Genomic DNA, 23,938 nt, shown 5'->3' on the forward strand with positions numbered 1-23,938 from the left:
CATTTGCCACAATGACTCGTATGAACAGTGTATCGCCTGCGAGTCGAAAAACTTTAGACCATAAGACAAAAACCCGGCACACGCTCGAAAGCGTAGCCGGGTTTTTGTCGCGCTTGCATGTTACTTCGCAGATTGCTGAGCGTTCAGCGAGCTGAAGAACGAAGTAATGTTGCTCGCCGTGGCCTTCATCTGCCCTACCAGCAAGTCCATGGCGTTGTACTTGGCAGTCAACGTCTTGGTCAGGTTGGCGACCCGCAGATCCAGCGCCAGTTGCTGACTGGTGATGTTTTTGGTGTTGTTGTTCAGGATGGTCAGACGCTGATCCAGCAGACCGGTCGTGGTCTTGCCATCGGGCGAAGCCTTCAGGTAAGGATCGACCGCCTTGCTCATGCGGGTCAACAGACCATTGGTGTCGTTGGTGCCGGTGAACATGTCCTGGACTTTGCCGGTCATGCCCGGCGTGGACATGGCCTTGTTGAACGCAGCCGTGTCGAACGTCAGGTTACCGGTATTGCGGTCAGTCATGACGCCCAACTGCGACAGATAGGCCATCGGACTGCCTGCCGTGGCACTCGGGGCCGTCAATTGCCCGCGGATATCGGCAACCAATGAACGCGCCAGGGAGTCACCGGTGAACGCCGCCTGAACGGTCAGCTTGCCATCTTCGTCCGGGGTCGCCTTGGACAAGGTGTCGATGGTGCTTTTCAAGGTGTTGTAGGCATCGACGAACGCCTGAACCGACGCCTGCAAACCTTTGGTGTTACCGTCGACAGTCACCGTGACAGGTGTCGGCGGAGTACCCGGACTGGCCGTTACCAGGTTCATTGTCAGACCGCTGATAGCACCGGTAACCGTGTTGCTCTTGCTGGTCACCGCCAGGCCGTCGATGGTCAACGACGCATCCTGTGCGAGGCCGTTGACCGCACCGGAAGCACCGGCAGCCGGGTTGGCCCCCATCGTTTGGGTGCCGTCGATTTCCAGACCGGCAATGCCGCTGACCGTCAGGTCGGAACCAGCGCCCGTCTTGCTCGAACTGATCACCAGGCGCGAAGCACCCGAGCTGTCAGTCACGATGTTGGCGGAAATACCGTTGACGGCCTGAGCCGAGTTGATCGCATCCCGAGTGCTCTGCAAAGTGGCATTGGCCGGGATCGTGACATTGTAATCAGTGCCATTCTGACTGATTTTCAGGGTACCACTCGGAATGGCACTGGCAGCACCGCCGGCAAAGGATGCACTGGCGACTTTCGAGCCGGTGGCCAGCTTGTTCACAACGACACTGTAAGTACCCGACACTGCAGTGTTATCGGCAGAGACGCCCAGCACGGCAGGAGTACCCGAAGTCGCCGTGTAACCGGCAAAGGCAGGGTTGGTCTTGCTGCCCAGGTTGGTCATCGCTGTCTGGAATGCGGTCAGCGCGCTCTTCAGCGTACCGATACCGGAAATCTTCAGCGTGTTGGTTTTGGTAGCGTTATCGATCTGCGTCTGCTTCGGCGACTTGTCCGCGTTGACCAGCGCAGTAACGATCGCACCGATGTCCAGGCCGGAACCCAGGCCCGTACCCGGTAAAATTGGACTTGCCATGTGCATCTCCCTTGGGGTTGTTGCCAGTCTTTTGACCCGTGCAGGCGCCTAAAGAACTTCAAACACGATTCATGCCAGCTATCAGACTTTGGCGTCGAACAACACGTGGCTCGCGTTGGCGAGGCTGTCTGCCAGCTTCAGCGCTTCTGCGGAGGGGATCTGCCGTACGACTTCGCCCGTCTCGCTTGCAATCACTTTGACGATGACTTTCCCGGAATGCTCATCAATAGAGAACTCCAGATTGCGCTTGATCGACTGCACGAACTTCTCGATCTCCTGCACCGCCAACTTCAATTTGCTTTCATCCGTTTCCTGACTGTCTTTCACGGCAGCAACGGCATCAGCAGCCTGCGGCTTCGTTTCCGACGGCTTGTCAGTGACAGTATTGGCTGGTTTGGGAGCCGGATAAGTCACGTTAAGCTTTACGCTCATGTCCATGCTCATCACCTCTTAACGTGAAAAAGCGAGAGAGCACGCAAGCGCACTCCCCCGCCAAACTCATTCCGAAATTACTGAAGCAGCTTCAGTACAGCGGAAGGCAGTTGGTTGGCTTGAGCCAGAACAGAGGTCGAAGCCTGTTGCAGGGTTTGCTGCTTGGTCAGGTTAGCAGTCTCTGCGGCGAAGTCGGTATCTTGTACGCGACCTTGTGCAGCAGTGGTGTTCTCGGTGATGTTCTGCAAGTTCTGGATGGTGCTGGTCAGACGGTTTTGCGAAGCACCCAGAGCGGCGCGAGTGGCGTTGATGTTCGCAATTGCAGCGTCGATCGCGGTGATCGCGTTGTCGATGTTCGAAGCGGCGGCAGCCGAAGTAGCACCGGTCAGAACAACAGTACCGCTACCTACCGACAGGCTGACGGCGTCGAACTTGCCGCTCAGTACCAGGTCGATGTGGTTGGCGGAGCCAGTGTTGGCGCCAACTTGCAGAGTTACAGTACCAGCCGAACCGTCCAGCAGGTTTTTGCCGTTCAGGTTGGTAGCAGCCGAGATACGGGTGATTTCGTCAGACATCTGAGCGAATTCAGCGTTGGTTGCGGTCTGGTCAGCAGTGCCGTTGGTACCGTTACGAGCTTTAACAGCCAGTTCACGCATACGCTGCAGGATGTCGGTCGAAGCTTGCAGAGCGCCTTCAGCGGTCTGGGCAACGGAGATACCGTCGTTGGCGTTCTGGATAGCCTGGGTGTTACCACGGATCTGCGAGGACATGCGGGTAGCGATCTGCAGGCCAGCGGCGTCGTCTTTAGCGCTGTTGATTTTCAGGCCGGAAGACAGGCGCTGCATCGAAGTCGACAGAGCGTCGGAGGCGCGGTTCAGGTTTTTCTGAACGTTCAACGACGTGGTGTTGGTGTTTACTGTTAAAGCCATGACGAATTCCTCGTTGGTTGGGTACTGCGGCTTCCGGCCCTGGCAACCGCCGGGTATGGCCTAGAGAACCTTCGTAATAGTTATCGTCGGGTTTGCAGGTTGCTTGAGGGCTTTTTTGAAAATTTTTGCCATCACCCTGCCACCCCCGCGAAAACAAAGACTTAGCAGCACTTCACCCCCGAAAAAATGACGCCATAAAACCGTCCGTGGCGCAAACCTGCGGGCCAGTGCTGTCGGCTTTCTTCAAACCGCAGATTTTTCCAGCAACCCGATCAATTCGTACTCCATGAAATCGGCGAGCCCGAGCCAGTCCTGGCGCTCCTGACATTCGAGCATTTGCGTGAGTACTTGCGCCCACGACTGCTGGACATCCGGCGGAGCGGACACCAGCAGAAGCTGTGCACCTTCGAACACATCCACCATGTCCAGCGCCGCTTCAACATCACGCCCCAGGCGAAACAGGCCTGCACAGCGCCGGCATTCGTCGACACAGCCTTGCAGCGCACTCATTGCACGAACTCCTGATTGAAACGCGTCCCGGCAATCAACGCACCTGCGCGGCTACTGTTGAAAAACTCGACGTGCGGCTGACTGGCGATGTATCGCTCCAGCACACACAGATAGCCGCGAAAATTGAGCTGAGTACTGACCCGCTCACCGAAGCCGTCACGCACCCAGTGCCGCGCCTGATTCACCGATGGCCCCAGATCACCATCACTCCAGCCCGCGTGGGTCTTGTTCATCGGAAACGCAAAGTCGGCTCCAAACAGCGTGATCCGCGCCGCGCCCATCTTCACCGCCAGATCCACCGCCGGGTGAATCACACTGCCGCCCACATGCAGCAGTGCCCTTGGATGCTGCTCACGCAATGCTGCATAGACCGGGCTCAGCGAATAGCCGCCGTAGCGCTTGCCCTTCCAGGCCCTCAGTACCTCAGGGTCGCTCATGGGCAGATACACCAGCGGGATGCCGTCGGACTCTTCATAGGGCAAATGCCGGAAGCTGATGCGCTGATCGATACTCACCACATAGTCGGGCACGATTCCGTGCTCACGCAGCGGCCGGTAAGCGGTATCGACGCAAATGAACAGCGGGCGCTCGTCTCGCTCGCGAATGGCGGCCAGTCGCTCGAAATGCTGCTCAAGGGTCGGCCCGGTGCCGATCACGTAGATCTCCCGACCGACGCAGGTGCCGAACAAATGCGCCACGTCATCGTCAGCGAGCAACACCGGCAGGCAGTCCTGCAGGCGTTGTTGAATGAAGGGCGACTGCGGATCGAACTCACGATTGTTGAAGCTCAGGTGCACTTCACTGACCAGCCGATCACGGATCTTCGCGTTGAAGTCGTCGGCCAGCAGCATCTCCGCCGGCAAGGCAAAGAACGGCGTGCAGATGTCCGGCAGGTCACCGGCGTATAGAAGCTCTACCCGGGGATCTTCCAGCCATTGCTGCTGATCAATCAGTTGCAACACCAGTGCGAACAGCGCGCCATTGAGGATATGCACATACAAGCGCTCAAGCCCGGCACGCTCCAGCAGCACGGTCGGCAAATCTCCGAGGCCGGTGCCATAGACGTGCAATCGCGACTTGTCCGCCGGCAGGCTGGCGGCCTGAATCCGGGCCTCATGGACGCGGTCGTGGCGACTGGTGAGCTGAATGCCGTTGATGTTCAGCGTCGAACCCAGCCCCTGCGTCAATCCGGCCTCGATCACCGAACTGTCTTCGTTCAGCAATCGCGCGAACAGCGCCGGCCAGCGTCGCTCGATGACGTTGGCGTTGGCGTGGAAAAACTCGCTCATGGCGCCTCGCGCTCCTTTCAGGCAAAAAAATAGCGTTCAAGGTTACCCCTTGAACGCTATTTTTGTATCCGTCGTTTTGGGTGGGTTCAAGGACGATAGATAATCGCCGAACCCCACGAAAGACCGACGCCGAAACCGCTGAGCGCCACTCGGTTCCAGCTGGAATCCAGCGCGTGCTTCTCCAGCAGCAGCGGAATGCTCGACGACACGGTGTTGCCGGTCTCGACCATGTCCTTGATGAACTTCTCCGGCTCGCCTTCGAAGCGCCGCGCCACGGCATCGACAATCGCCGCGCTGCCCTGGTGAATGCAGAACGCATCGATGTCATCGGCGTTGAGGCCGGAATCGTCGAGCAACTCATGCAAGTGCGCCGGGACTTTCAACAATGCAAAGTTGAACACCTGACGACCGTTCATGAAGAACACGCCATCGGTGACTTTCAAGTGCGGCGCACCGGAACCGTCGGTGCCGAACTTGGCCTTGCCCAGCGCCCAGACCGGGTCTTCACCCATCCAGGTCGCGGTGGCCGCGTCGCCGAACAGCATCGTGGTGTTGCGATCTTCCGGGTCGACGATTTTCGAATACGGGTCGGCAGTGATCAGCAAACCGTTCTTCAGACCGGCGGCTTCCATGAAGCCCTTGATCGCGTAGATGCCGTAGACGTAACCGGAGCAGCCCAGGGAAATGTCGAACGCGGCGACATTGGTTGGCAGGCCAAGCTTGTCCTGCACGATCGCTGCCGTATGCGGCAGGCCTTCTTCATCACCGTTCTGGGTGACGACGATCAGCGCATCGATGGATTCACGCTTCAGCTCAGGGTTGCTGGCAAACAGCGCATTGGCCGCTTCAACGCACAGATCGGAAGTTTCCTGTTCTGCGTCTTTACGTGGCAGGAAGGCCGAACCGATCTTGCCGAGGATGAATTCTTCATCCTTCTCGAATTTTGCACCTTGTGCGTAATTGTCCACGCCGGCTACAGGAACGTAGCTCGCAATGCTTTTTATGCCAATCATTACGGCTTCCCAATAATAAACAGCCCAATACCACCGCTCGCAAGGATTTCGAGGGGCGCCGACAAACAGAAAACGGCCGCCACAACGGGCAGCCACGGGGAGCGCAAAGGGCTATCACTGGAGCCGCTAACGGGCCAGGCGCCATCTCCGCGGTCAATACAATACAGTGAAGATGCGCGTTATGACTCGCAGGTCACGCTATTTTGCCGAATCGGTGCAGATCGGGTTATTCGACCAGCGACCAGTCCAGCGGCGTGCCGCGTTTGATCGGCGCGCGCGCGCGGCGGCCGAGGACGGCGTCAGTGTGCTTGGGCGGCAGACCGAGACCGGGACGAATGGCGCGCAGATTGGCCGCCGTGAAGGGTTCACCGGCCGCCATATCGGCCGTGACGTACAGCGACCGACGGTAGACCAGAGACTTTTTCTCGGCCTCGGTCACGCCGTAATGCACCTGGCCCATGGCCTGCCAGGCGCGCTCGGTTTCGACCACCAGGCTGGCCATTTCCGCGGGCTCCAGCGAGAAACTGGCGTCCACCCCGCCCGCTGCGCGGTCGAGGGTGAAGTGCTTTTCAACCACCGTAGCCCCGAGCGCCACAGCGGCCACCGACACACCAACACCCATCGAATGATCGGACAGCCCCACCTGACAACCGAACAGCTCTCGCAGATGCGGGATGGTGCGCACATTGCTGTTGAGCGGCGTCGCCGGGTAGGTGCTGGTGCACTTGAGCAGCACCAGATCCTTGCAACCGGCTTCACGGGCCGCGCGCACGGTTTCATCGAGTTCGGCGATGCTGGCCATACCGGTGGAAATGATCAGCGGTTTGCCGGTGGCCGCCACACGACGAATCAACGGCAGATCCGTGTTTTCGAAGCTGGCGATCTTGTAGGCCGGCACGTCGAGGCTTTCAAGAAAGTCCACGGCGCTGTCATCGAACGGCGTCGAAAACGCGAGCATGCCCAGCTCCTTGGCCCGGGCGAAGATCGGCGCGTGCCATTCCCACGGCGTGTGGGCCTTTTCGTACAGGTTGTACAGCGAGGTGCCGGCCCACAGGCTGTTCGGATCCTTGATGAAGAATTCGCCTTCCGCCAGATCCAGCGTCATGGTTTCAGCGGTGTAGGTTTGCAGCTTCAAGGCGTGAGCACCGGCCTTGGCCGCCGCCTCGACAATCTGCAGGGCGACGTCCAGCGACTGGTTATGGTTGCCGCTCATTTCGGCAATGATGAACGGCGGTGCGTCGGCACCGATCAGGCGATCGCCAATCTTGAAACTGTTCATGAACGGTGTTCCTTCAAATCCTTGGTGAACGCGCAGGCACTTTGAGTGAACCCGGCGTCACGAAATACATTCAATGAGGCCTGATTGGCCGGCAAGACTTGTGCGCTGATCGCGGTCAGTTGCGGCCAGTGCGTCGTGACGAACGCCTCGCCCCTCGTCAGCAGCGCCCTGCCCCAGCCGAGACCGAATCGCCCCTCCAGCAGATACAGTGAAACCTCGGCCTCGAAACCGCGCAGATCGTAGCGCAACACACCGACCGGGCCGTCATCGGCCTCGGCGATCAACAACAGTCGTTGAGGATTGCGCAGACTGGCGTTCAACCAGTTCAGATGTTGCGACCACTCGATCACGCCGCTTTCCAGCGACCAGCGACGCACCGCTTCGGCATTGCGCCCGTCGAACAACACCTGCGCATCGTCCAGCGTCACTGCACGCAACTTGAGCACCGCACCGGCCAGTGCCGCCGCGACCCGCGGCGCACCGCGCCCGTCGACCAATTGTCGTGAACGCTCGGCCAGGCTCTGGCGCAGATAAAAATTGTCGACGACAAAGCCGATGGCATCACGCAGTTGCTCGACGCTCACCTGCTCCCGGGCGCCCATGAACACATGGGCCCCGGCCGCCGCCATCACCTCGCCGTTGTTCTGCTGGTTGTTCGACACCGCAATGCAGATAGTCGGCAGGCCCAAGGCCGCGCGCTCCCAACTGGTACCACCGCCGGCACCGATGAACAGGTCGGCTTCGGTCATGCGTCGATGAAAATCGCTGACAAAACTGTGCAGACGCCAGTTCGGCCGCGTCTCGGCCAGTGCCTGCATCTCTGTCCATGCCGGGTTGTCTGCACCCGCGACAAAGTCCACTTCAAGCCCGGAAAAATCCGCCAGCGCCCGCATCGCGTGGTGGGTCTGGCGGGCAGCGTCGAAGCCGCCGAAATTCACCAGCACCCGCCGCGCCACAGGTTTGATTTCGATGGCCGGGCCGCCGAACTCTTCACGCAGCATGGCAAAGCGCGGGCCGAGCAACGTTCGGCAACCAGCCGGCAGCAGCGGCTGATAGTTTTCACTGAGGCCGGAGAGATTCTGATTGAGCAGCAGATCCACGCTGTAGCGACGGGTCGCCAGATCGTCGACAGCGGCGATCCGTGGTGCGAAGCGTCGGGCAGCGGTCTGCCAGTGATGATCGAGGCCGTAATGGTCGGCGATGACCCAGTCGAATCCGGCCTGCCCTTCCAGCTGCGTCGCCAGCGCATCGATATCCGCCTGCCACGGCAGCATCGACTCGATGGCCTGCTCCGGGTCTTCACCGGCGTAGCGATCCGGCAACGCGAACGTCTCGAAGCCTTCGGCCTGCAACGCATCGAGCCGATGCCCCGGCAAACGACGACAGGCAAATGCCACATGACTGCCCTGCGCACGCAACATTCGCGCCAGCGTCAGGCATCGGGCGATATGGCCGCTGCCGATGGTCGGCGAGGCGTCGGCGCGGATCAGCACTCTCATTGCAGCTCTCCGCCGGCCTTGAGTGCCGCGTAGAGATACTCGGCACGTTTCCAGTCTTCAGCGGTGTCGATGTCCTGCACCAGATGCCGGGGCAGGATCACTGGCAGGCTGGCCGGCGAATACAGAAACTCACCCCGCAACCAGGCCTCGTTGCGCCCCCAATAGAACTGGCCGGCATCCTGATAGGCAGCGGGCAGATCCTGCGAACGGGTATTGCGAAACTCGGGGTACAACGCCCTCACCGCGCCCTGCTCGTCGAGGGTCAAGGCGCGCTGCACCGGAAAGCCGAAATCGGTGACCGAAAAAGCAAAGGCCTTGTCCGGATGCTGTGCCAGCAACTCCAGCCCCTGACGCAGGAACCGCGCCTGCAACAACGGCGCCGTGGCGTACACGCAGCAGGCGTAATCGAAGGTCGGCAGTTGCTGCAAGGCATGCACGATCACTGCTGCGGTGCCGGTGAAGTCATCGGCCAGTTCCGCCGGTCGCAAGAACGGTACCTGCGCACCATGAGCCTGTGCCAGCTCGGCAATCTCCTCGTCATCGGTGCTGACCACCACCTGATCGAACAAACCCGAATCCAGTGCCGTGCGAATCGAACGGGCAATCATCGGCACGCCGTCGAACGGTTTGAGGTTCTTGCGCGGAATGCGTTTGCTTCCGCCACGGGCCGGGATGATTGCGACGTTGCTCAAGGGCGTTTTTCCAGCAGGAACCAGGTGATGTCATCCAGCGGGAATTGCGGATCGCGGTGATAACCGAAGCCGTAATCCAGCAGCTGCAGATCCGGATAGCGATCGAGCATTTCCCCGGCGAAATCACGCTTGAACAGCTTGCCGCTGTTGCCGCGATAGGACACTTCCACCGGCGACGGATTGTAGTATTCGGCGACCAGAATGTAGCGCTGGCTCAGCTCGTACAACTGCGCATAGGCAGTCGGCAACAGCTCCGGCGCCAGATGAATCAGCACGCCTTTGCTGAGCGTCAGGTCGTATTGGCGCTCCCGGGGAAAGTCGAACAGCGAGCCGTGCCAGATCTGTGCGATATCCAGCGCCCGGGCCTGGGCACAGGCGCTGGCGTTGATTTCGACACCGAACAGTTCGCAGCGCGGCAACAGCTGACGCAACGCCTGCAAGTTGTTCCCGGCGTTGGTACCCAGTTCCAGCAGGCTGTCGATCCGCCCGGCTCGCGTCAGCGCCTTGGCGAACAACGCCAGATTGGCGGCCACCAGCGGTTGCCCGATATTGCGGTCGACATACTGGTTACCGAATTCGCCCTGCCAGAATTGTTCCTGTTCGCTCAGATCACGCATTGCCGTTTTCCATCCACCGCCGCAGCGGCACTCATTCAGTCAATCGACGCAATTGCTCGACCACGTAATCCTGCTGCTGATCGCTCAGCAGCGGAAACAGCGGCAGGCTGATCGCTTCGGCGTAATAACGCTCGGCTTCGGGAAAGTCTCCCTCGGCGAAACCCAGTTCACGATAGTACGGCTGCAGATGCACCGGAATGTAATGCAGGTTCACGCCGATGCCGGCCGCGCGCAAGCCTTCGAACACCTGACGGTGGCTGAGGTTGATGCGATCGGTCTGCAAGCGCACTACGTACAAGTGCCATGCTGATTCGGCGTCCTGCTGAGCACTCGGCACGGTGACCGGCAAGTAGGCCAGTAAACGGTCGTAACGTGCTGCCAGCTCCCGGCGACGGGCAATGAAGTCGTCCAGTTTGCCCAGCTGTGACAGGCCCAGTGCGGCTTGCAGATCGGTGATCCGGTAATTGAAGCCCAACTCGACCTGCTGGTAGTACCACGGCCCGTGGCTGGCTTCGGTCATCTGCTGCGGGTCGCGGGTCATGCCGTGGCTGCGCAGGCGTTGCAGGCGCCCGGCCAGTTCCGGGCGATTGGTCAGCACCATGCCGCCTTCGCCGCTGGTGATGATCTTCACCGGATGGAAGCTGAACACCGTCATCGCCGCGAATTCGCCGCAACCCACCGGACGCCCGGCGTAGCTGGCGCCAACCGCGTGGGAGGCGTCTTCGATCACGGTGAAGTTGTAACGTTCGGCCAGTTCGGCGATTCGCCGCATGTCGCAGCTTTGCCCGGAAAACGCCACCGCTACCAGCACTTTGGGCAAGGTGCCGTCGCGCTCGGCAGCATCGAGCTTGCCGGCCAGAACTTCGGCATCGAGGTTCCAGGTCAGCGGATCGATGTCCACGAAGTCAACGTCGGCGCCGCAGTAACGGCCGCAGTTGGCCGACGCGAGAAAGGTGTTCGGCGTGGTCCACAAACGGTCACCCGCACCCAACCCTGCGGCCAGGCAGGCAATGTGCAGCGCCGCCGTGGCGTTGCACACCGCGACCGCGAAATCCGCCTGGCAACGCTCGGCCATCGCCTGCTCGAAGCGCTCGATGGTCGGACCTTGAGTGAGCCAGTCGGACTGCAACACCTCGACCACCGCGTCGATGTCCGTCTGGTCGAGGCTTTGCCGACCGTAGGGAATCATACCGACAGCTTCGCGTGCAGGTCGGCGATCTGCCCCACCGAGAGGAAATGCGGGTTGGTGTCGGAGCGGTACTCAAAGTCCTCGCCCACCGGCCGCCCGTGTTCGCCGAGTTTATCGACAGCAAAATCGACATCGACGCTGGTGAAGCGGATCGAAGGCTGGATCGTATAGTGATCCTCGAACTCCAGGGTCATCCGCGCATCGTCCAGCGGCACCATCAGCTCGTGCAGCTTCTCGCCGGGACGGATACCGACGTTCTTGTGCGGCAGGTGCTCGGCCATTCCCCGCGCGAGATCGACAATGCGGATCGACGGGATCTTCGGCACGAACACTTCACCGCCGTGCATCCGCGCAAAACTGTCGAGGACGAATTGCACGCCGTGATCGAGGGTGATCCAGAAACGGGTCATGCGCTCGTCGGTGATCGGCAATTCGGTCGCGCCATCGGCAATCAGCTTGCTGAAAAACGGCACCACCGAGCCGCGCGAACCGGCCACGTTGCCGTAGCGCACCACGGCAAAACGCGTCTGTTGCTCACCGGCAATGTTGTTGGCGGCGACGAACAACTTGTCCGACAGCAACTTGGTGGCGCCGTACAGGTTGATCGGGCTCGCCGCCTTGTCGGTGGACAGTGCGACGACTTTCTTCACGCCGTTGTCGATGGCGGCGGCGATGATGTTCTCTGCGCCATTGACGTTGGTACGGATGCATTCGGTCGGGTTGTACTCCGCCGCCGGCACCTGCTTCAACGCCGCGGCATGCACCACGTAATCGATGCCGCGCATGGCCTGGCGCAGACGCTCGGCGTCGCGCACGTCACCCAGGAAGTAACGCATGCACGGCGCGTTGAACGTCTGTTGCATTTCGTATTGCTTGAGTTCATCCCGGGAGAACACCACCACACGTTTGGGCTGGTATTGCTTGAGCAGGCGCGCAATGAATTTGCGCCCGAACGAGCCGGTGCCACCGGAGATTAAAATCGATTTACCGTTGAACATGTCTTGAGTCCCGTTCCCTGTCGACCTAGGCGATCAACTGTGCCCAGTTCAGCGAAGCGCTTTCATCCAGGACAAACCCTTTGCCGATCAGGCTCAGGTTGGCGTTGTAAGCCGAATCGCCCGCGAACGCGCCAGACCATTTCTCACGCAATGCCTGAAGCGCTTGCGGCGACTGCGCCTGATGACCGGAATGAATCACCTGGACCAGCGGCGTCCATACGGTGAGGAAACCGGCCTGGCCCGCCTTCAGGCACAGATCGACATCGCTGTAACCGTCGGCGAATGCCTGTTCATCCAGGCCACCCAGCGCATCGAACAGTTCCTTGCGCACCATCAGGCAGACGCCCGATACCGCCGAGTAGTTCTGCTCCACCGCCAGGCGATGCATGTAACCGTTGGCGTCGTGTTTCTCACCGACAAAGGCAGAACCTACGCTGCCATTCAAGCCGAGAATCAGACCCGCCTGGGAGATCTTGCCGTCACGGTCGACCAGTTTCGCACCGACGATGCCGACCTCCGGCCGCAGGGCGTGATTGAGCAACTGCTCGATCCAGTTCGGGTTGACCACTTCACCATCGGCCGCCATCAGCACCAGGAACTCGCCCTGTGCCTCCTGGCTGGCAGCATTGCACAGCGCCACGTCGCTCAGGACCTGCTCGGCGCGCAGCACGCGGACCTTGGCGTTGCGCAGGGTTCCCAGCCAGTCATTGACGTCAGCCGAGAGGTTCGGATTGGCCGCGATCAACACTTCATAACGGGTGTAGCGCGTTCTGAGCAAAATACCTTCCAGGCAACGCTTCAGTGCCGGCAGATCATCACTGGCCGGCAGGATGACCGATACCAGCGGCTGCTCGGTGTGACGGTAGTCGACCTGATAGGTGCCAGGTTGCGTCGAGGTGATCCTGGCCTTGTAGCCGCGATTGCCCAGATGCCGCAGCAGGGCCTGACGCTCGTCGGCGTTTTCTTCCGGTTCCGCTGCCCGGGAAATCAGCAACGGTTCATCAAGGTGCGCCAGTCCATTGAGACCGCCCTGCTCGATGATGCGCAGCAGCAGATCGAACTCCAGCGCTTTGCTGAAATCGGCCTGGTAGCCGCCGGCCTCGACCAGTACGTCACGGCGGATCAGCCAATGCCGAGCCATCTGTGCCGGCAGGCTTTGCAGCAGGTCAAGGTTGAAGCCCGGACGGAAGGTATCGATCAATGCGCCTTCGGCGGTGCGCTGGATTTCGTCAGTGGCCACGGCACGGCATTCACCGGCCGACATCAGTTCCAGGCCGGCGCGCAACAGACCGCCCGCCGTGAACTCGTCGCCCGCTTCTGCCAGCAGCAGCCAGTCGCAAGGCGATTGGCGCACGCTCAGATTCAGTTTGTCGACGAAGTTACTCTGGGTGACCCGCACAAAGTGCAGGGTGTTCTGCGCGGTGGTTGCCGCCGGTGGCTCTCCGGTGGTGAACACCACCACTTTGAACGCCTTGCTGTGACCTTCGAGCAAGCTGTCCAGGGTGACTTGCAACTTGTCGATGTCGTTATCCAGATCGAGCAGGAAAATGCCGAACTGAGGGCCGCCGCCATTCGCCGCCAGGTGACGGGCAATCGCCTCGGCCTGCTCGGTGTCGGGCTGACGCGCATCGAGCCACTTGAGCAAGCGGCCCGTGCGCATTTTGCTGAATGTCGCCTGATTGCCTTCCAGCGATACCGCTTCCAGGCGCGCATTCCACTTACGCAGCTTTTCGGCGTCCTCGTCTTCACCCAGCAACTGCAACTGAGCTACCAGACGTTTGATGACGGTACGGTTGAACACGTTGGCGTCGTGGGCTTGCCACAAGCGGTCCACCACACTTTCCGGCGTGTCGTTGTTGCGGGCCAGCATCAGGTTTTCCTGGCGGGCCCAGATGCCCTCCAGCCCTTGCAACTGAATGCGGCCGGCCGGCATGGCGTGCAGCAGAAACTCGAACTGAGTCAGTTGATCGAAAAACGCCTGATTGTAGAACGGCATTTCAACGTACTGACGCGGCCCGAAACGACGCTGCGGGCCGGTTTCGATATCCGTCCAGGCCGACTCGATAATCAGCTCTGCGGTCAATGCCCGACCGGTACGCAGGCTGTCGGCCAGGGCCTCGAAACTCTCCAGGACAAACTGTTTGCCCTGCTGCGGATCCTGGTGCTCGACCTGCGTCGGCAGGCCGGCCAGGAAAGCGGCGAAGGCTTCGCGCTCGGACACCGACCTGGCGTCGGTGTACGCCAACGAGTGGAAGATCTCGGTGTTGTGATCGGAATGCTGGTAGTTGATTTCCCGCACGACATAAGGGATTGGCAGAATGCGTGCCTTGCCCCGCGCCAGCATGTAATAGGTGTGACCGACTTCCTGCCACTGGAAAATCGTGTCTTCCGGCATCGCGTCATACCAGTCGCGCAGCACCTGCGTGCGCTGCACCGCATAAAACGGCGGGAGGTACTGCGACATGTAATCCAGCAGACGATCCTGGGCTCGATCGGACGCGTAGTCTTCGCAGACTTTCTTGTCACGCCGGTAGTAGCTGACGCCGTTGGCCAGCGTCAGGTACATCATGCTGTAGCCGTGGCACAGGCTGTAGTCGGGATTGGCCTGCATGAAGGCGACAGCTTCATGCAGGGCATCGTGCACCAGGAAATCATCGTCGGCGGCGAACACCATGTAGGGCGTCTGCAACTGCTGAACACCGTAGGCCAGCTTGGCGCGAATGCCCCAATAGCCGAACTGCGGAAGGTGCTGATAATCCACGTTGGTGAATTGCCCGGCCACGCCCGGCAGCGCCTCGGCGGACGAGTCCAGTACCAGGATCCGGCACGGCAGCGTGCTGTAGAAACGCACGGCCCTGCGCAGAAACGCCGGGCGTTCGTGAGAGATCAGCACAACGGTCAACTGGTCGTTGAGTGCCACACCGTGTTCAGAACTGTTCTTGCCTTGCATATTTTCCCCACAAGCGGCGAGTCGCCGAAAACTCTGCGTTGTTTGTCGATTAACGTACGCGGCGCAGATAACCATCCGGCGCGACTGTGATCAGCAACTTGCTGTGAATGGACTGGTCGATCTCGAAATCACGGTTCTCTTCCAGGTATGCCCAAACGGCGGTTTTCGGGTTGTCACCCTTGCCCCACGGACGATCCGGAAAGGCGTCTTCCGGCATGTCTTCGACCACGGTGTCCATGACCACGCAGTAGCTGCCCACCGACACCAGCGGTGCATAGAGACGCAGTTCCTCGAGGACGTGCTCGTGGGTATGGTTGGAGTCCAGCACCACCAGCACCTTCTTGCCCTGCACGCGCTCGCGCACTTGGTCGACGATGGCCTGATCGATGCTCGAACCCTGGATCATGCTGATGCGTTTGAACATCGGATGCGCTTCGATGGCTTCACGGTTGTGCTGACGGATGTCGATGTCGACGCCCAGCACTTCACCATGACCGATCAGCTCCAGGATCGAGGCGTAGAACACCAGCGAACCGCCGTGGGCGATACCGGTTTCCACGATCACGTCCGGACGCAGGTTCCAGATGATTTCCTGCATGGCGACCATGTCCTGCGGGAACTGGATGATCGGCCGGCCCATCCAGCTGAAGTTGTAGGTGTACTTGTGCTTTGCGGTGGTGCCGACCCAGTCCAGCGACTCGGTTTGCAACGCTTTGTCCTGTTGCAGGCCTTCGATGTTGGCCTTCACTTCTTCGCGAAACTGCTCATGTGGATTCATTGCGACTCTCCAAAAATTCGGGAAAACGGCTTACTTGAACACCTTGGCGTCCGGGTAAGGCACCGTGTTGTTCTTGATGATCCTGGCGGGATTACCCACCACGACCGAAAAATCCGGGACATCTTTCGTCACCACGGCGCCCGCGCCGATGGTCACCCAGCGACCGATGCGCAGGCGCGGCAGGATCGTGGCGTTGGTACCGATGAAGGTGCCGTCACCGATTTCCACGCAGCCGGCAATACACACGCCGGGCGCCATGAACACCGAATGACCGATCCGCCCTTCATGCCCCACCACGCTGCCGGCGCTGATGCTGGTGTTGTCGCCGAGCTCGACCTCGGCCTGCATCAACACGCCTTCCTGCAGGTAACTGCCCTGCCCCATGCGAATCATGCTCAGGTCGATGCCGGGATGGATGAATTGGCCCAGTTGCGCGCCGGCCTCTACCAACTGGCAGGTGGTTTCGTAGCGTAAACGGGTACTGCCGGTGATCAGATTGACGAAGCGCACGTCCGGTCCATTGAGCTCTGCCACCCGCTCCGAACCGCCGACCACCGGCACGCCGTAAAACAGCGTGCCGTGCTTGCGCGGATCGTTGTCGAGAAACGCAAACTCGATGTTCGGCGTGCTGCGCTTGACGGCCTGCAGCATGCGCACCGCTTCCGGGTTGGCAGCGCCCAGCAGATACATCTTCACGGTGCGTTCCTGCTGGCCAGCAAGTCGAGCACCACTTGCACCACACGCTGCTGATCGGCGTCAGTCATTTCGTGATAACTCGGCAGATTGAAAGCGCGCTCCGGCAGGGCGAAGGACACCGGGGTGTCAACGTTGTGCTCGCAGAACATCGGCAGCGTCGACAGCGGCCAGAAAAATACTCGGGCATCGATGTCGGCGGCCTGGAACGCCGCGATCAGTTGCTCGCGATGGATACCGGTATCGGCATCGAACACCACGGTCGGCATCCAGTAACCGTTGCGCCCGTGAGCCGGCTCGGGATTGAGCGACACGCCCGACACGCCTTCCAGCGCCTGCGCATAGTTGGCAAAGATCGCCCGCTTGCGCGCAATCAACTCTTCGATGCGCTCGACCTGCGCGCAGCCGACCGCCGCCTGCAGGTTACTCATCTTGTATTTGAAACCGACGAATTCCGGCCAGAACTGCTTGGTGCAACCCGCTACACGGCCATGGTTGGACAGGGTCAGCACGCGCTCATACAAGGCCTTGTCCGAGGTGACGAACATGCCGCCCTCGCCGGTGGTCATGGTCTTGGTGCCATGGAACGAGAACGCTCCGAAGGCCCCCAGCGAACCGGCAGCCTTGCCACGCCACTGCGAGCCGATGGCTTCGGCGGCGTCCTCGATCACCGGAATGCCGAATTCCTTGCCGATGGCCAGCAAGGCATCCATGTCGCAAAGATTGCCGTAGAGGTGCACCGCCAGAATGGCTTTGGTGCGCGGGCTGATCGCGTTTCTGACCTGTTGCGGATCGAGGCACCAGCTATCGCCCAGGACATCGACAAACACCGGTGTGGCACCCAGGTAGGTAATCGGTGCTGCGGAGGCGATCCAGTTGGTGTTGGCCAGAATCACTTCGTCGCCGGCACCGATGCCCAATGCCGCCATGCCCATGTGCAGGGCGCCGGTGCAACTGGAAGTAGCGATTGCGTAGGTCGACCCCAGATGCTCGGCGAAACCGTGCTCGAAACGGGTCAGGTATTCGTAGCAACGCGCGCCCCAGCCGTTCTGCACGGCGTCCAGGGCATATTGCGCTTCGAGTTCGCCGACACTCGGTTTGGTGTAGTGAATTCTGCTCATTGAATGATCAACTCCGGAACGGCGACGACAAAGCGTGCGCCCCATGCTTTGGCCGACGACAACTGCTGCGTCACTTCGCTCAGCAGATTCCACGGCAGTACCAGAATGTAGTCAGGCCGCTCTTGCGCAATGCGCTCGGGCGCCACGATCGGAATGCGGCTGCCCGGCAGGCACTTGCCCTGCTTGTGCGGGTTGGCGTCGGCGACCCAGGCCAACAGGTCAGGCTTGACCCCGGCGTAGTTGAGCAAGGTGTTGCCCTTGGCGGCGGCGCCGTAGCCGACCACACGCTTGCCATCGGCCCTGGCCTGCAACAGGAAGCGCAGCAGGTCATGCTTGATGCGTTCGGCGGCCGGCGCCAGCGTGGCGTAGTACTCAGTGGTTTTTACCCCGGCGTCGAGCTCGGCCTGCAACTGCTGTTGTACCGCTGGCTGCACGGCACGGCGTTCGCCATCCTTGCGCTGCACGAACACCCGCAATGAGCCGCCGTGAGTGCTCAACTGACTGACGTCGAACACTTCCAGCCCGTTGCGCTCGCACAACGTCTGCACGGCGGTCAGGGACAGGTAGGAATAGTGTTCGTGATAGAGCGTATCGAACTGCGCACCCGCCATCAGCGTCAGCAGTTGCGGGAATTCGAAAGTGGCGACGCCGGTCGGCTTGAGCAGCGCGGCGAAACCGCCGAGGAAGTCATTGATGTCCGGCACGTGGGCCAGCACGTTGTTGGCGGCCATCAGGTCGGCGGCCCAGCCTTCGCTTTTCAGCTGAGCCGCGGTGTCGCGACCGAAGAACAGTTCACGGATCTCCAGGCCTTTTTCCCGGGCAGCCTGCGCGGTGCTGCGGGTCGGCTCGACGCCCAGGCACGGGATGCCGCGACCGGCGACGTATTGCAGCAGGTAGCCGTCGTTGGCCGCGACTTCCACCACCCGGCTGTCGGCGGTCAGGCCGAAGCGCTCGACCATCTCCGCCACATAACGCTCGGCGTGGGCCAGCCAGGTGCTGGAGAACGAACTGAAATAGGCGTACTCGGCGTCGAACAGGCTGTCGGCGCTGGTGTAGTCCTCGGTCTGCACCAGCCAGCATTGCTGGCACACGGCAACTTTCAGCGGCACCCATTGCTCGGCCTGCTCCAGCCGATCGGCATGCACATAGGCGTTGGACGGTGGCGAGGTGCCGAGGTCGATCAGCGGCAGGCTCAGCGGTGCGGCGCACCCACGGCAGTTCATAGACGCACTCCAGCAAAGTGTTGATCGAGCGCGGGATGGCTGGAATCACGCGCTGACAAATTATTGACAGGCAACGGCCAGGCGATCGCCAGCCGTGGATCGTTCACCGACAGGCCGCCTTCGTGCTGCGGCGCGTAATCGGCGCTGTGCAGGTAAAGCAGCTCGGCATCTTCGGTGAGGGTCTGGAAACCGTGGGCGAAACCGGCGGGAATCAACAGGCTGCGACCGTCGCCGGCCTTCAGGTGCTCGGCATGCCAGTGCAGGAAAGTTTCCGAATCCGGGCGCAGGTCCACCGCCACGTCCCACACTTCACCGCGCAGGCAGGTGATCAATTTGGCTTCCGGCGCGTTGGCATTCTGGTAATGCAGACCGCGCACGCTGCCCTTCTCGCGAGTGCAGGAATGGTTGATCTGGCGGATGTGAAATTCGCTGCCGAACGCTTTCAGGCTGCCCTCGCAGAACAGCCGGGCGAAGTGCCCGCGCTGATCTTCGAAGCGTTTGTGCTGGACGCTGAACAGCCCGGCCAGCGGTAACTGTTTCAAGGAAAATTCGCTCACAGCGCGCCCCGGTACAGGTTCAGTTGGCCGAGGGTCACGGTGCGCATGTCGTCGCCGTTCTGCCACGCCAGGTGCCAGTCGAGGGTCTGGGTCAGGCATTGCTGCAACGACCAGCGCGGTTGCCAGCCGAGCACCTGACGGGCGCGGCTGCTGTCCAGGCGCAGCAGGCCGGCTTCGTGCAGCTCGCTCGGTTCGATGCGCAGACCACGGGCCTGCGGCCAGCGGTTGGCGAGCAGTTCGACCACTTCGCCGACGCTGCACATGTCCGCTTCGCCCGGGCCGAAGTTCCACGCCCCGGCGTATTCCGGACCTTCTTCGTAGAGCCCGGCGGCCAGTTGCAGGTAACCGGCCAGCGGCTCCAGCGCGTGCTGCCACGGACGCACGGCTTGCGGGTAGCGCAGGGTCACCGGCTCGTCGGCCGACCAGGCTTTCAGTACATCGGGAATCAGCCGTTCAGGGGCAAAATCACCACCGCCCAGCACATTGCCGGCACGCGCGGTGGCCAGGGCCAGACCGTGCTCGGCGTACTTGTCGGCCGGAAAGAACGACGCGGCATAAGACTGCGCCAGCAACTCGCAGCACGCCTTGCTGCTGCTGTAAGGGTCGTGGCCACCGAGGGCTTCATCTTCGCGGTACGGCCACAGCCATTCCTTGTTGGCGTAAACCTTGTCGGTGGTCACCAGCACACAGGCGCGCACACAACCGACCTGACGAATCGCTTCGAGCAGGTTCAGGGTGCCCATGACGTTGCTGGAATACGTGCCGAGCGGATCGCGATAGCCTTCACGCACCAGCGGCTGGGCCGCCAGGTGCAGGACGATTTCCGGCTCGGTATCGGCAATGATTTCCAGCAAGGCGCCCAGGTCTCGCAGGTCGCCACGCTGGTCGTTGATGCCTTCGTACACCCGCGCCAGTTCGAACAGGCTCGGCTCGGTCGAAGGATCGAGGGAGAAACCGCTGACTTGCGCGCCGAGGCTTTGCAGCCACAGGGTCAGCCAGCTGCCCTTGAAACCGGTGTGTCCAGTGACCAGAACCCGCTTGCCGCGCCAGAATTCCGGACTCAGGCCCATTGCTTCCATGGGGCCTCCCCGCTCTGCCACAGCGCTTCGAGATGGTTCTTGTCACGCAGGGTGTCCATTGGCTGCCAGAAACCTTCGTGCTGGTAGGCCAACAGTTCACCGCGCTCGGCCAGACCGTCCAGCGGGCCGGATTCCCACGAGGTCGAATCACCTTCGATCAGCGGCAGGACTTTCGGTGACAGCACGAAGAAACCACCGTTGATCCAGCCACCGTCACCCCGCGGTTTTTCGGTGAACCCGAGTACCCGGTCACCGTCGCGATCCAGAGCACCATAGCGGCCCGGCGGCTGCACTGCAGTCACTGTAGCCAGTTTGCCGTGGGTCAGATGGAAGTCGACCAGTGCGCTGATGTTCAGATCAGAAACACCGTCGCCATAGGTGAAGCAGAAGGCTTTTTCGTCTTCCAGATAGCGCGACACCCGGCGCAGACGGCCACCGGTCATGGTTTCCTCACCCGTGTCCACCAGCGTCACGCGCCATGGCTCACTGTAGTTCTGGTGAACGTCCATGCGGTTTTCGCGCATGTCGAAGGTCACGTCGGAGGTGTGCAGGAAGTAGTTGGCGAAGAAGTCCTTGATCGCGTAGCCCTTGTAGCCGAGGCAAATCACGAAGTCGTGAATTCCGTGGGCGGAATACTGTTTCATGATGTGCCAGAGAATTGGCTTGCCACCGATCTCGATCATCGGTTTCGGCTTGAGGTGCGACTCTTCACTGATGCGCGTGCCCAGGCCACCCGCCAAAATAACTGCCTTCATGGTCTCCCCTCTCGTTCGTCACAGGGCTGCGCGCGGCTTTCCAAGCTTTGCGGCCGTCTGGCTAAACCTTTCTGCCGTTCCGGGCGTCGGGGCAATGGCCGCGAGCGCTCGTTTTATGGCGATTTGAGGGGGACTTGCAGGAAACGCGCCAGCTCCACCGGCACTGCGTCGATGGGGACACGGGCATGAAAAAAGGGATGAGTCGTTGCCGGACTCATCCCTTTCATCGAGCGGCTTCAATCAATCGATCGGATCAACCGAACAGGGCAAATCCATCGGTAGCGGCTGGCAGGGAGAAGGCATGGCCGTCCGCGGTCTGAATGTGCTCGATGTTGTTGAAGCCCGCATACCAGCCCGCCAGTTTCACGCCACCGGTCGGCGCACCGACACTGCCGTCATTGGCGCTGTGCAAATAGGCGTCGTCGCCGATACGGGTCACGTTCAACTGGCTGGCGTTGGCAATGGTGTTCAGAATCAGGGTGTCGTTCAGGCTGGTGCCGCTGTCCTGAATCACCACCAGACCGGAGGTGTTCACCACGTAAGTGTCATCACCTTCACCGCCATTGGCGAAACCACCGGAGACCTGCTGGCCGCCAAGGTTGAGAATCAACCGGTCGTCACCCTCACCTCCGAACAACGAGTAGCTGCTGCCCTTGCCGGTCAATACGTCGTTGCCGATACCGCCGATGGCGCTGCCGTTGACCACCGTCACGGTGTCGTTGCCGTCTTCACCGAATGCGTTGGTGCCCAGATCGTTTTCGGCACTGATGATCACATCATCACCCGCCCCGCCATACAACTGATCGGCCTGCGCATTATCAGCCACACCTTCGAGGCTGAACGGTCCGATGTCGGATACCAGGCCGCCGTAGATGACGTCGTTGCCGTCACCGCCATTGATCAGATCGCTGCCGCGCCCGCCTTCCAGGTAGTTGTCCGCTTCGTTGCCGGTCAAGGTGTCGTCGAAATGACTGCCCATCACGCCTTCGACATTGACCAGCGTATCGCCCTGTGCATCGCCACCCAGGTTGATACCGGTCTGCAGATTGATCTCTACCGCCGTGGCACTGGTGAGGTACCAGACGTTATCGATGCCGTCGCGACCATCGACCGTATCACCGCCACCACCACCGATGAACGTTTCATTGCCGGCCGAACCGATGAAGAAATCAACGTACTGACTGCCTTCGATCAATTCGATGCTGGTGTATTCAGGCATCGGATCCCAGGGCTTGTAGACTGCACCACTCAGGTCGATCGTCATCGGCATGAAGGCGTATTTGAAGCTGATCAGATCCTGCCCCTGTCCGCCATCCAGGCCGAAATACCAGGCCATGCCGGTCGCGTAAAAAGTGTCGTTGAAGTCACTGCCACGGATGATCTCGATGTTCTGGAACGTATCGCCATCAGCGATCCCCGAAAACTCCCGGGTTGCCCAGTTCAGCGTCATGGCGACCGTGCTGTCGCCGTAGCTGAGCACATCGATACCGTCGCCACCGTCGAAGGAGTCGCCTTTGGCACCGCCGAACAGCACGTCGTTGCCACTGCCGCCGACGATCGTGTTCCAGGTGTCGTTGCCGTAGCCGGTAAAATCGCCGGTCCCGGTGTACGTCAGGTTTTCAACGAACGGATCCAGGTGCATCTCGGACAGCGTGGTGTACACCTGATCGGTGCCGCCCATGAAGCCCTCGGCTTCTTCGATGGTCACACCGGTGCTGTTGATGATGTACACATCGTTCCAATCGCCACCGGCCAGGGTCACGCCACCGATGTTGGCGGTAAACTGATCGGCATTGTTGGTGCCAACGATCTTTTCGACATTGCGAAAGGTGTCGCCCACTGCATTGATACCACTGCCGATCTCGATGGTGACCGGCCCCGCGTTCCATTTATAGCTCACCGTGTCGTAGCCGTCGGAGCCGTCAATGATCATCGACCCTTCGGAGCGATAGATCAGATCGTCGAACTTCGAACCTTCAATGGCTTCGATACCGGTGAAGGTGTCTCCGTAGGCAATGGTCAACCCGTCATAGTTGCTCCAGTCCGCGATTCTCACCCCTTCGAGACTGTCGCTGTAGCTGACGGTATCGAAACCTTCGCCACCCACGAAGTGATCCGCCCCGTCGCCGCCCCACATCCAGTCGTTGCCGGCACCGCCAACGATCTCGTTGTCGGTGTCACTGCCACAGGCCTTGAAATCACCTGTGCCGGTGAAGGTCAGTTTCTCGATGAAGGGATCCATCTTGATGGTGTTGAGACTGGTGCGCAGCTCGTCGTAACCGCCGTAGCTTTCTTCGATGATGGTCACGCCTTCGCTGCCGACGATGTACACATCGTCACCCCAGCTACCGTCCAGCGTTACACCGGCAATGTTGCCGGTGAAGGTGTCGCTGAAAGACGTACCGATGACTTTCTCGACGTTGAGCAAGGTGTCGTGCTTGCCCTCGGCGCCCGTGACAGTCGACGCGTCATTGCCGATCTCGACATTGACGGCCGAAGACAGTACGCGATAGTCCGCCGTATCAAACCCCTCCCCACCATCCAGTACGTCCGATCCGGAACTGCCAATCAGTTGGTCATCCGACTCCAGTCCATAGAGTTCATCATTGCCATCGGTGCCCACCAGATAATCCACGTCACTCGTTCCATTCACTACTGACATTTGTTTCTTCCTTGCCTTGTTTGTGAACCGGTACAGGCCAGCGTGGCGATCACACGTCACCGCGGCATCATTTTCTTGAACTGCAATGT

General features: G+C 60.6%; 21 protein-coding genes. All 21 read right to left on the reverse strand.

Features of this window, described 5'->3' with window-relative positions:
• Window positions 1-120: 120 nt before the first annotated feature.
• Window positions 121-1,584, reverse strand: a complete 1,464-nt coding sequence (gene fliD, locus DXT77_RS19580; protein WP_119428825.1) for a flagellar filament capping protein FliD — start codon at window positions 1,582-1,584, stop codon at window positions 121-123.
• 81 nt (window positions 1,585-1,665) lie between these two features.
• Window positions 1,666-2,022 carry a flagellar protein FlaG gene (locus tag DXT77_RS19585; protein WP_119428826.1) on the reverse strand — a complete coding sequence of 119 codons (357 nt, stop codon included), beginning with the start codon at window positions 2,020-2,022 and terminating at the stop codon, window positions 1,666-1,668.
• Window positions 2,023-2,093: 71 nt separating this feature from the next.
• Window positions 2,094-2,945 carry a flagellin domain-containing protein gene (locus tag DXT77_RS19590; protein WP_064594348.1) on the reverse strand — a complete coding sequence of 284 codons (852 nt, stop codon included), beginning with the start codon at window positions 2,943-2,945 and terminating at the stop codon, window positions 2,094-2,096.
• Window positions 2,946-3,188: 243 nt separating this feature from the next.
• The gene (locus DXT77_RS19595) at window positions 3,189-3,455 is read right to left on the reverse strand and encodes a hypothetical protein (RefSeq protein WP_119428827.1); all 267 of its coding nucleotides are present in this window, start codon (window positions 3,453-3,455) and stop codon (window positions 3,189-3,191) included.
• Entirely contained in the window at window positions 3,452-4,744 is a 1,293-nt protein-coding gene (locus tag DXT77_RS19600; protein ID WP_119428828.1) for a motility associated factor glycosyltransferase family protein, read from the reverse strand. Before DXT77_RS19600 ends, DXT77_RS19595 begins: the two co-directional genes overlap by 4 nt.
• 86 nt (window positions 4,745-4,830) lie before the next feature.
• Window positions 4,831-5,757 (reverse strand): ketoacyl-ACP synthase III, encoded by a 927-nt coding sequence (locus DXT77_RS19605; RefSeq protein WP_085710450.1) that lies wholly within the window; start codon window positions 5,755-5,757, stop codon window positions 4,831-4,833.
• A gap of 226 nt (window positions 5,758-5,983) precedes the next feature.
• A complete protein-coding gene (gene pseI / locus DXT77_RS19610; RefSeq protein ID WP_119428829.1) occupies window positions 5,984-7,036 on the reverse strand; it encodes a pseudaminic acid synthase in 1,053 nt (350 codons plus the stop codon).
• Window positions 7,033-8,535, reverse strand: coding sequence for a UDP-2,4-diacetamido-2,4,6-trideoxy-beta-L-altropyranose hydrolase (gene pseG / locus DXT77_RS19615; protein ID WP_119428830.1), 1,503 nt, complete (start codon window positions 8,533-8,535; stop codon window positions 7,033-7,035). Before pseG ends, pseI begins: the two co-directional genes overlap by 4 nt.
• Window positions 8,532-9,227 (reverse strand): pseudaminic acid cytidylyltransferase, encoded by a 696-nt coding sequence (gene pseF, locus DXT77_RS19620; protein WP_119428831.1) that lies wholly within the window; start codon window positions 9,225-9,227, stop codon window positions 8,532-8,534. The genes pseG and pseF overlap by 4 nt, the downstream gene beginning before the upstream one ends.
• Window positions 9,224-9,844, reverse strand: coding sequence for a pseudaminic acid biosynthesis-associated methylase (locus DXT77_RS19625; RefSeq protein WP_119428832.1), 621 nt, complete (start codon window positions 9,842-9,844; stop codon window positions 9,224-9,226). Before DXT77_RS19625 ends, pseF begins: the two co-directional genes overlap by 4 nt.
• 31 nt (window positions 9,845-9,875) lie before the next feature.
• The gene (pseC, locus tag DXT77_RS19630; RefSeq protein ID WP_119428833.1) at window positions 9,876-11,033 is read right to left on the reverse strand and encodes a UDP-4-amino-4,6-dideoxy-N-acetyl-beta-L-altrosamine transaminase; all 1,158 of its coding nucleotides are present in this window, start codon (window positions 11,031-11,033) and stop codon (window positions 9,876-9,878) included.
• The gene (pseB, locus tag DXT77_RS19635; protein ID WP_119428834.1) at window positions 11,030-12,031 is read right to left on the reverse strand and encodes a UDP-N-acetylglucosamine 4,6-dehydratase (inverting); all 1,002 of its coding nucleotides are present in this window, start codon (window positions 12,029-12,031) and stop codon (window positions 11,030-11,032) included. The genes pseC and pseB overlap by 4 nt, the downstream gene beginning before the upstream one ends.
• A 25-nt stretch (window positions 12,032-12,056) precedes the next feature.
• Window positions 12,057-14,981, reverse strand: a complete 2,925-nt coding sequence (locus DXT77_RS19640) for a TIGR00180 family glycosyltransferase (protein ID WP_119428835.1) — start codon at window positions 14,979-14,981, stop codon at window positions 12,057-12,059.
• A 49-nt stretch (window positions 14,982-15,030) separates the two neighbouring features.
• Complete coding sequence (locus DXT77_RS19645; protein ID WP_119428836.1) at window positions 15,031-15,759, reverse strand: cephalosporin hydroxylase family protein; 729 nt, start codon at window positions 15,757-15,759, stop codon at window positions 15,031-15,033.
• Window positions 15,760-15,789: 30 nt separating this feature from the next.
• Window positions 15,790-16,455 (reverse strand): acetyltransferase, encoded by a 666-nt coding sequence (locus DXT77_RS19650; protein WP_119428837.1) that lies wholly within the window; start codon window positions 16,453-16,455, stop codon window positions 15,790-15,792.
• Window positions 16,452-17,573: a DegT/DnrJ/EryC1/StrS aminotransferase family protein gene (locus tag DXT77_RS19655; RefSeq protein ID WP_119428838.1), complete on the reverse strand. Its 1,122-nt coding sequence runs from the start codon at window positions 17,571-17,573 to the stop codon at window positions 16,452-16,454. Before DXT77_RS19655 ends, DXT77_RS19650 begins: the two co-directional genes overlap by 4 nt.
• On the reverse strand, window positions 17,570-18,796 hold the full coding sequence (locus tag DXT77_RS19660; RefSeq protein WP_119428839.1) for a class I SAM-dependent methyltransferase: 1,227 nt from the start codon (window positions 18,794-18,796) through the stop codon (window positions 17,570-17,572). Before DXT77_RS19660 ends, DXT77_RS19655 begins: the two co-directional genes overlap by 4 nt.
• Window positions 18,793-19,353 (reverse strand): dTDP-4-dehydrorhamnose 3,5-epimerase family protein, encoded by a 561-nt coding sequence (locus DXT77_RS19665; RefSeq protein WP_119428840.1) that lies wholly within the window; start codon window positions 19,351-19,353, stop codon window positions 18,793-18,795. The genes DXT77_RS19660 and DXT77_RS19665 overlap by 4 nt, the downstream gene beginning before the upstream one ends.
• Window positions 19,350-20,432, reverse strand: coding sequence for a CDP-glucose 4,6-dehydratase (gene rfbG, locus DXT77_RS19670; protein ID WP_119428841.1), 1,083 nt, complete (start codon window positions 20,430-20,432; stop codon window positions 19,350-19,352). Before rfbG ends, DXT77_RS19665 begins: the two co-directional genes overlap by 4 nt.
• Window positions 20,414-21,187: a glucose-1-phosphate cytidylyltransferase gene (gene rfbF / locus DXT77_RS19675; RefSeq protein ID WP_085733770.1), complete on the reverse strand. Its 774-nt coding sequence runs from the start codon at window positions 21,185-21,187 to the stop codon at window positions 20,414-20,416. The genes rfbG and rfbF overlap by 19 nt, the downstream gene beginning before the upstream one ends.
• Before the next feature lie 253 nt (window positions 21,188-21,440).
• A complete protein-coding gene (locus tag DXT77_RS29830) occupies window positions 21,441-23,849 on the reverse strand; it encodes a calcium-binding protein (protein ID WP_158593101.1) in 2,409 nt (802 codons plus the stop codon).
• Between the last annotated feature and the right edge of the window lie 89 nt (window positions 23,850-23,938).

This window comes from Pseudomonas sp. 91RF (assembly GCF_003576265.1).
Classification (GTDB): domain Bacteria; phylum Pseudomonadota; class Gammaproteobacteria; order Pseudomonadales; family Pseudomonadaceae; genus Aquipseudomonas; species Aquipseudomonas kribbensis.

Excerpts from the sequence above, each read along its gene's own strand:
- pseG (WP_119428830.1), bottom strand. The coding sequence starts at position 8,535 with ATGAGAGTGCTGATCCGCGCCGACGCCTCGCCGACCATCGGCAGCGGC.
- DXT77_RS19600 (WP_119428828.1), bottom strand. The coding sequence starts at position 4,744 with ATGAGCGAGTTTTTCCACGCCAACGCCAACGTCATCGAGCGACGCTGG.
- DXT77_RS19640 (WP_119428835.1), bottom strand. The coding sequence starts at position 14,981 with ATGCAAGGCAAGAACAGTTCTGAACACGGTGTGGCACTCAACGACCAG.
- pseB (WP_119428834.1), bottom strand. The coding sequence starts at position 12,031 with ATGTTCAACGGTAAATCGATTTTAATCTCCGGTGGCACCGGCTCGTTC.
- DXT77_RS19655 (WP_119428838.1), bottom strand. The coding sequence starts at position 17,573 with ATGAGCAGAATTCACTACACCAAACCGAGTGTCGGCGAACTCGAAGCG.
- DXT77_RS19595 (WP_119428827.1), bottom strand. The coding sequence starts at position 3,455 with ATGAGTGCGCTGCAAGGCTGTGTCGACGAATGCCGGCGCTGTGCAGGC.
- pseC (WP_119428833.1), bottom strand. The coding sequence starts at position 11,033 with ATGATTCCCTACGGTCGGCAAAGCCTCGACCAGACGGACATCGACGCG.
- DXT77_RS19585 (WP_119428826.1), bottom strand. The coding sequence starts at position 2,022 with ATGGACATGAGCGTAAAGCTTAACGTGACTTATCCGGCTCCCAAACCA.
- DXT77_RS19625 (WP_119428832.1), bottom strand. The coding sequence starts at position 9,844 with ATGCGTGATCTGAGCGAACAGGAACAATTCTGGCAGGGCGAATTCGGT.
- DXT77_RS19605 (WP_085710450.1), bottom strand. The coding sequence starts at position 5,757 with ATGATTGGCATAAAAAGCATTGCGAGCTACGTTCCTGTAGCCGGCGTG.
- fliD (WP_119428825.1), bottom strand. The coding sequence starts at position 1,584 with ATGGCAAGTCCAATTTTACCGGGTACGGGCCTGGGTTCCGGCCTGGAC.
- DXT77_RS19590 (WP_064594348.1), bottom strand. The coding sequence starts at position 2,945 with ATGGCTTTAACAGTAAACACCAACACCACGTCGTTGAACGTTCAGAAA.
- DXT77_RS19645 (WP_119428836.1), bottom strand. The coding sequence starts at position 15,759 with ATGAATCCACATGAGCAGTTTCGCGAAGAAGTGAAGGCCAACATCGAA.
- rfbF (WP_085733770.1), bottom strand. The coding sequence starts at position 21,187 with ATGAAGGCAGTTATTTTGGCGGGTGGCCTGGGCACGCGCATCAGTGAA.
- DXT77_RS29830 (WP_158593101.1), bottom strand. The coding sequence starts at position 23,849 with ATGTCAGTAGTGAATGGAACGAGTGACGTGGATTATCTGGTGGGCACC.
- rfbG (WP_119428841.1), bottom strand. The coding sequence starts at position 20,432 with ATGGAAGCAATGGGCCTGAGTCCGGAATTCTGGCGCGGCAAGCGGGTT.
- pseI (WP_119428829.1), bottom strand. The coding sequence starts at position 7,036 with ATGAACAGTTTCAAGATTGGCGATCGCCTGATCGGTGCCGACGCACCG.
- DXT77_RS19660 (WP_119428839.1), bottom strand. The coding sequence starts at position 18,796 with ATGAACTGCCGTGGGTGCGCCGCACCGCTGAGCCTGCCGCTGATCGAC.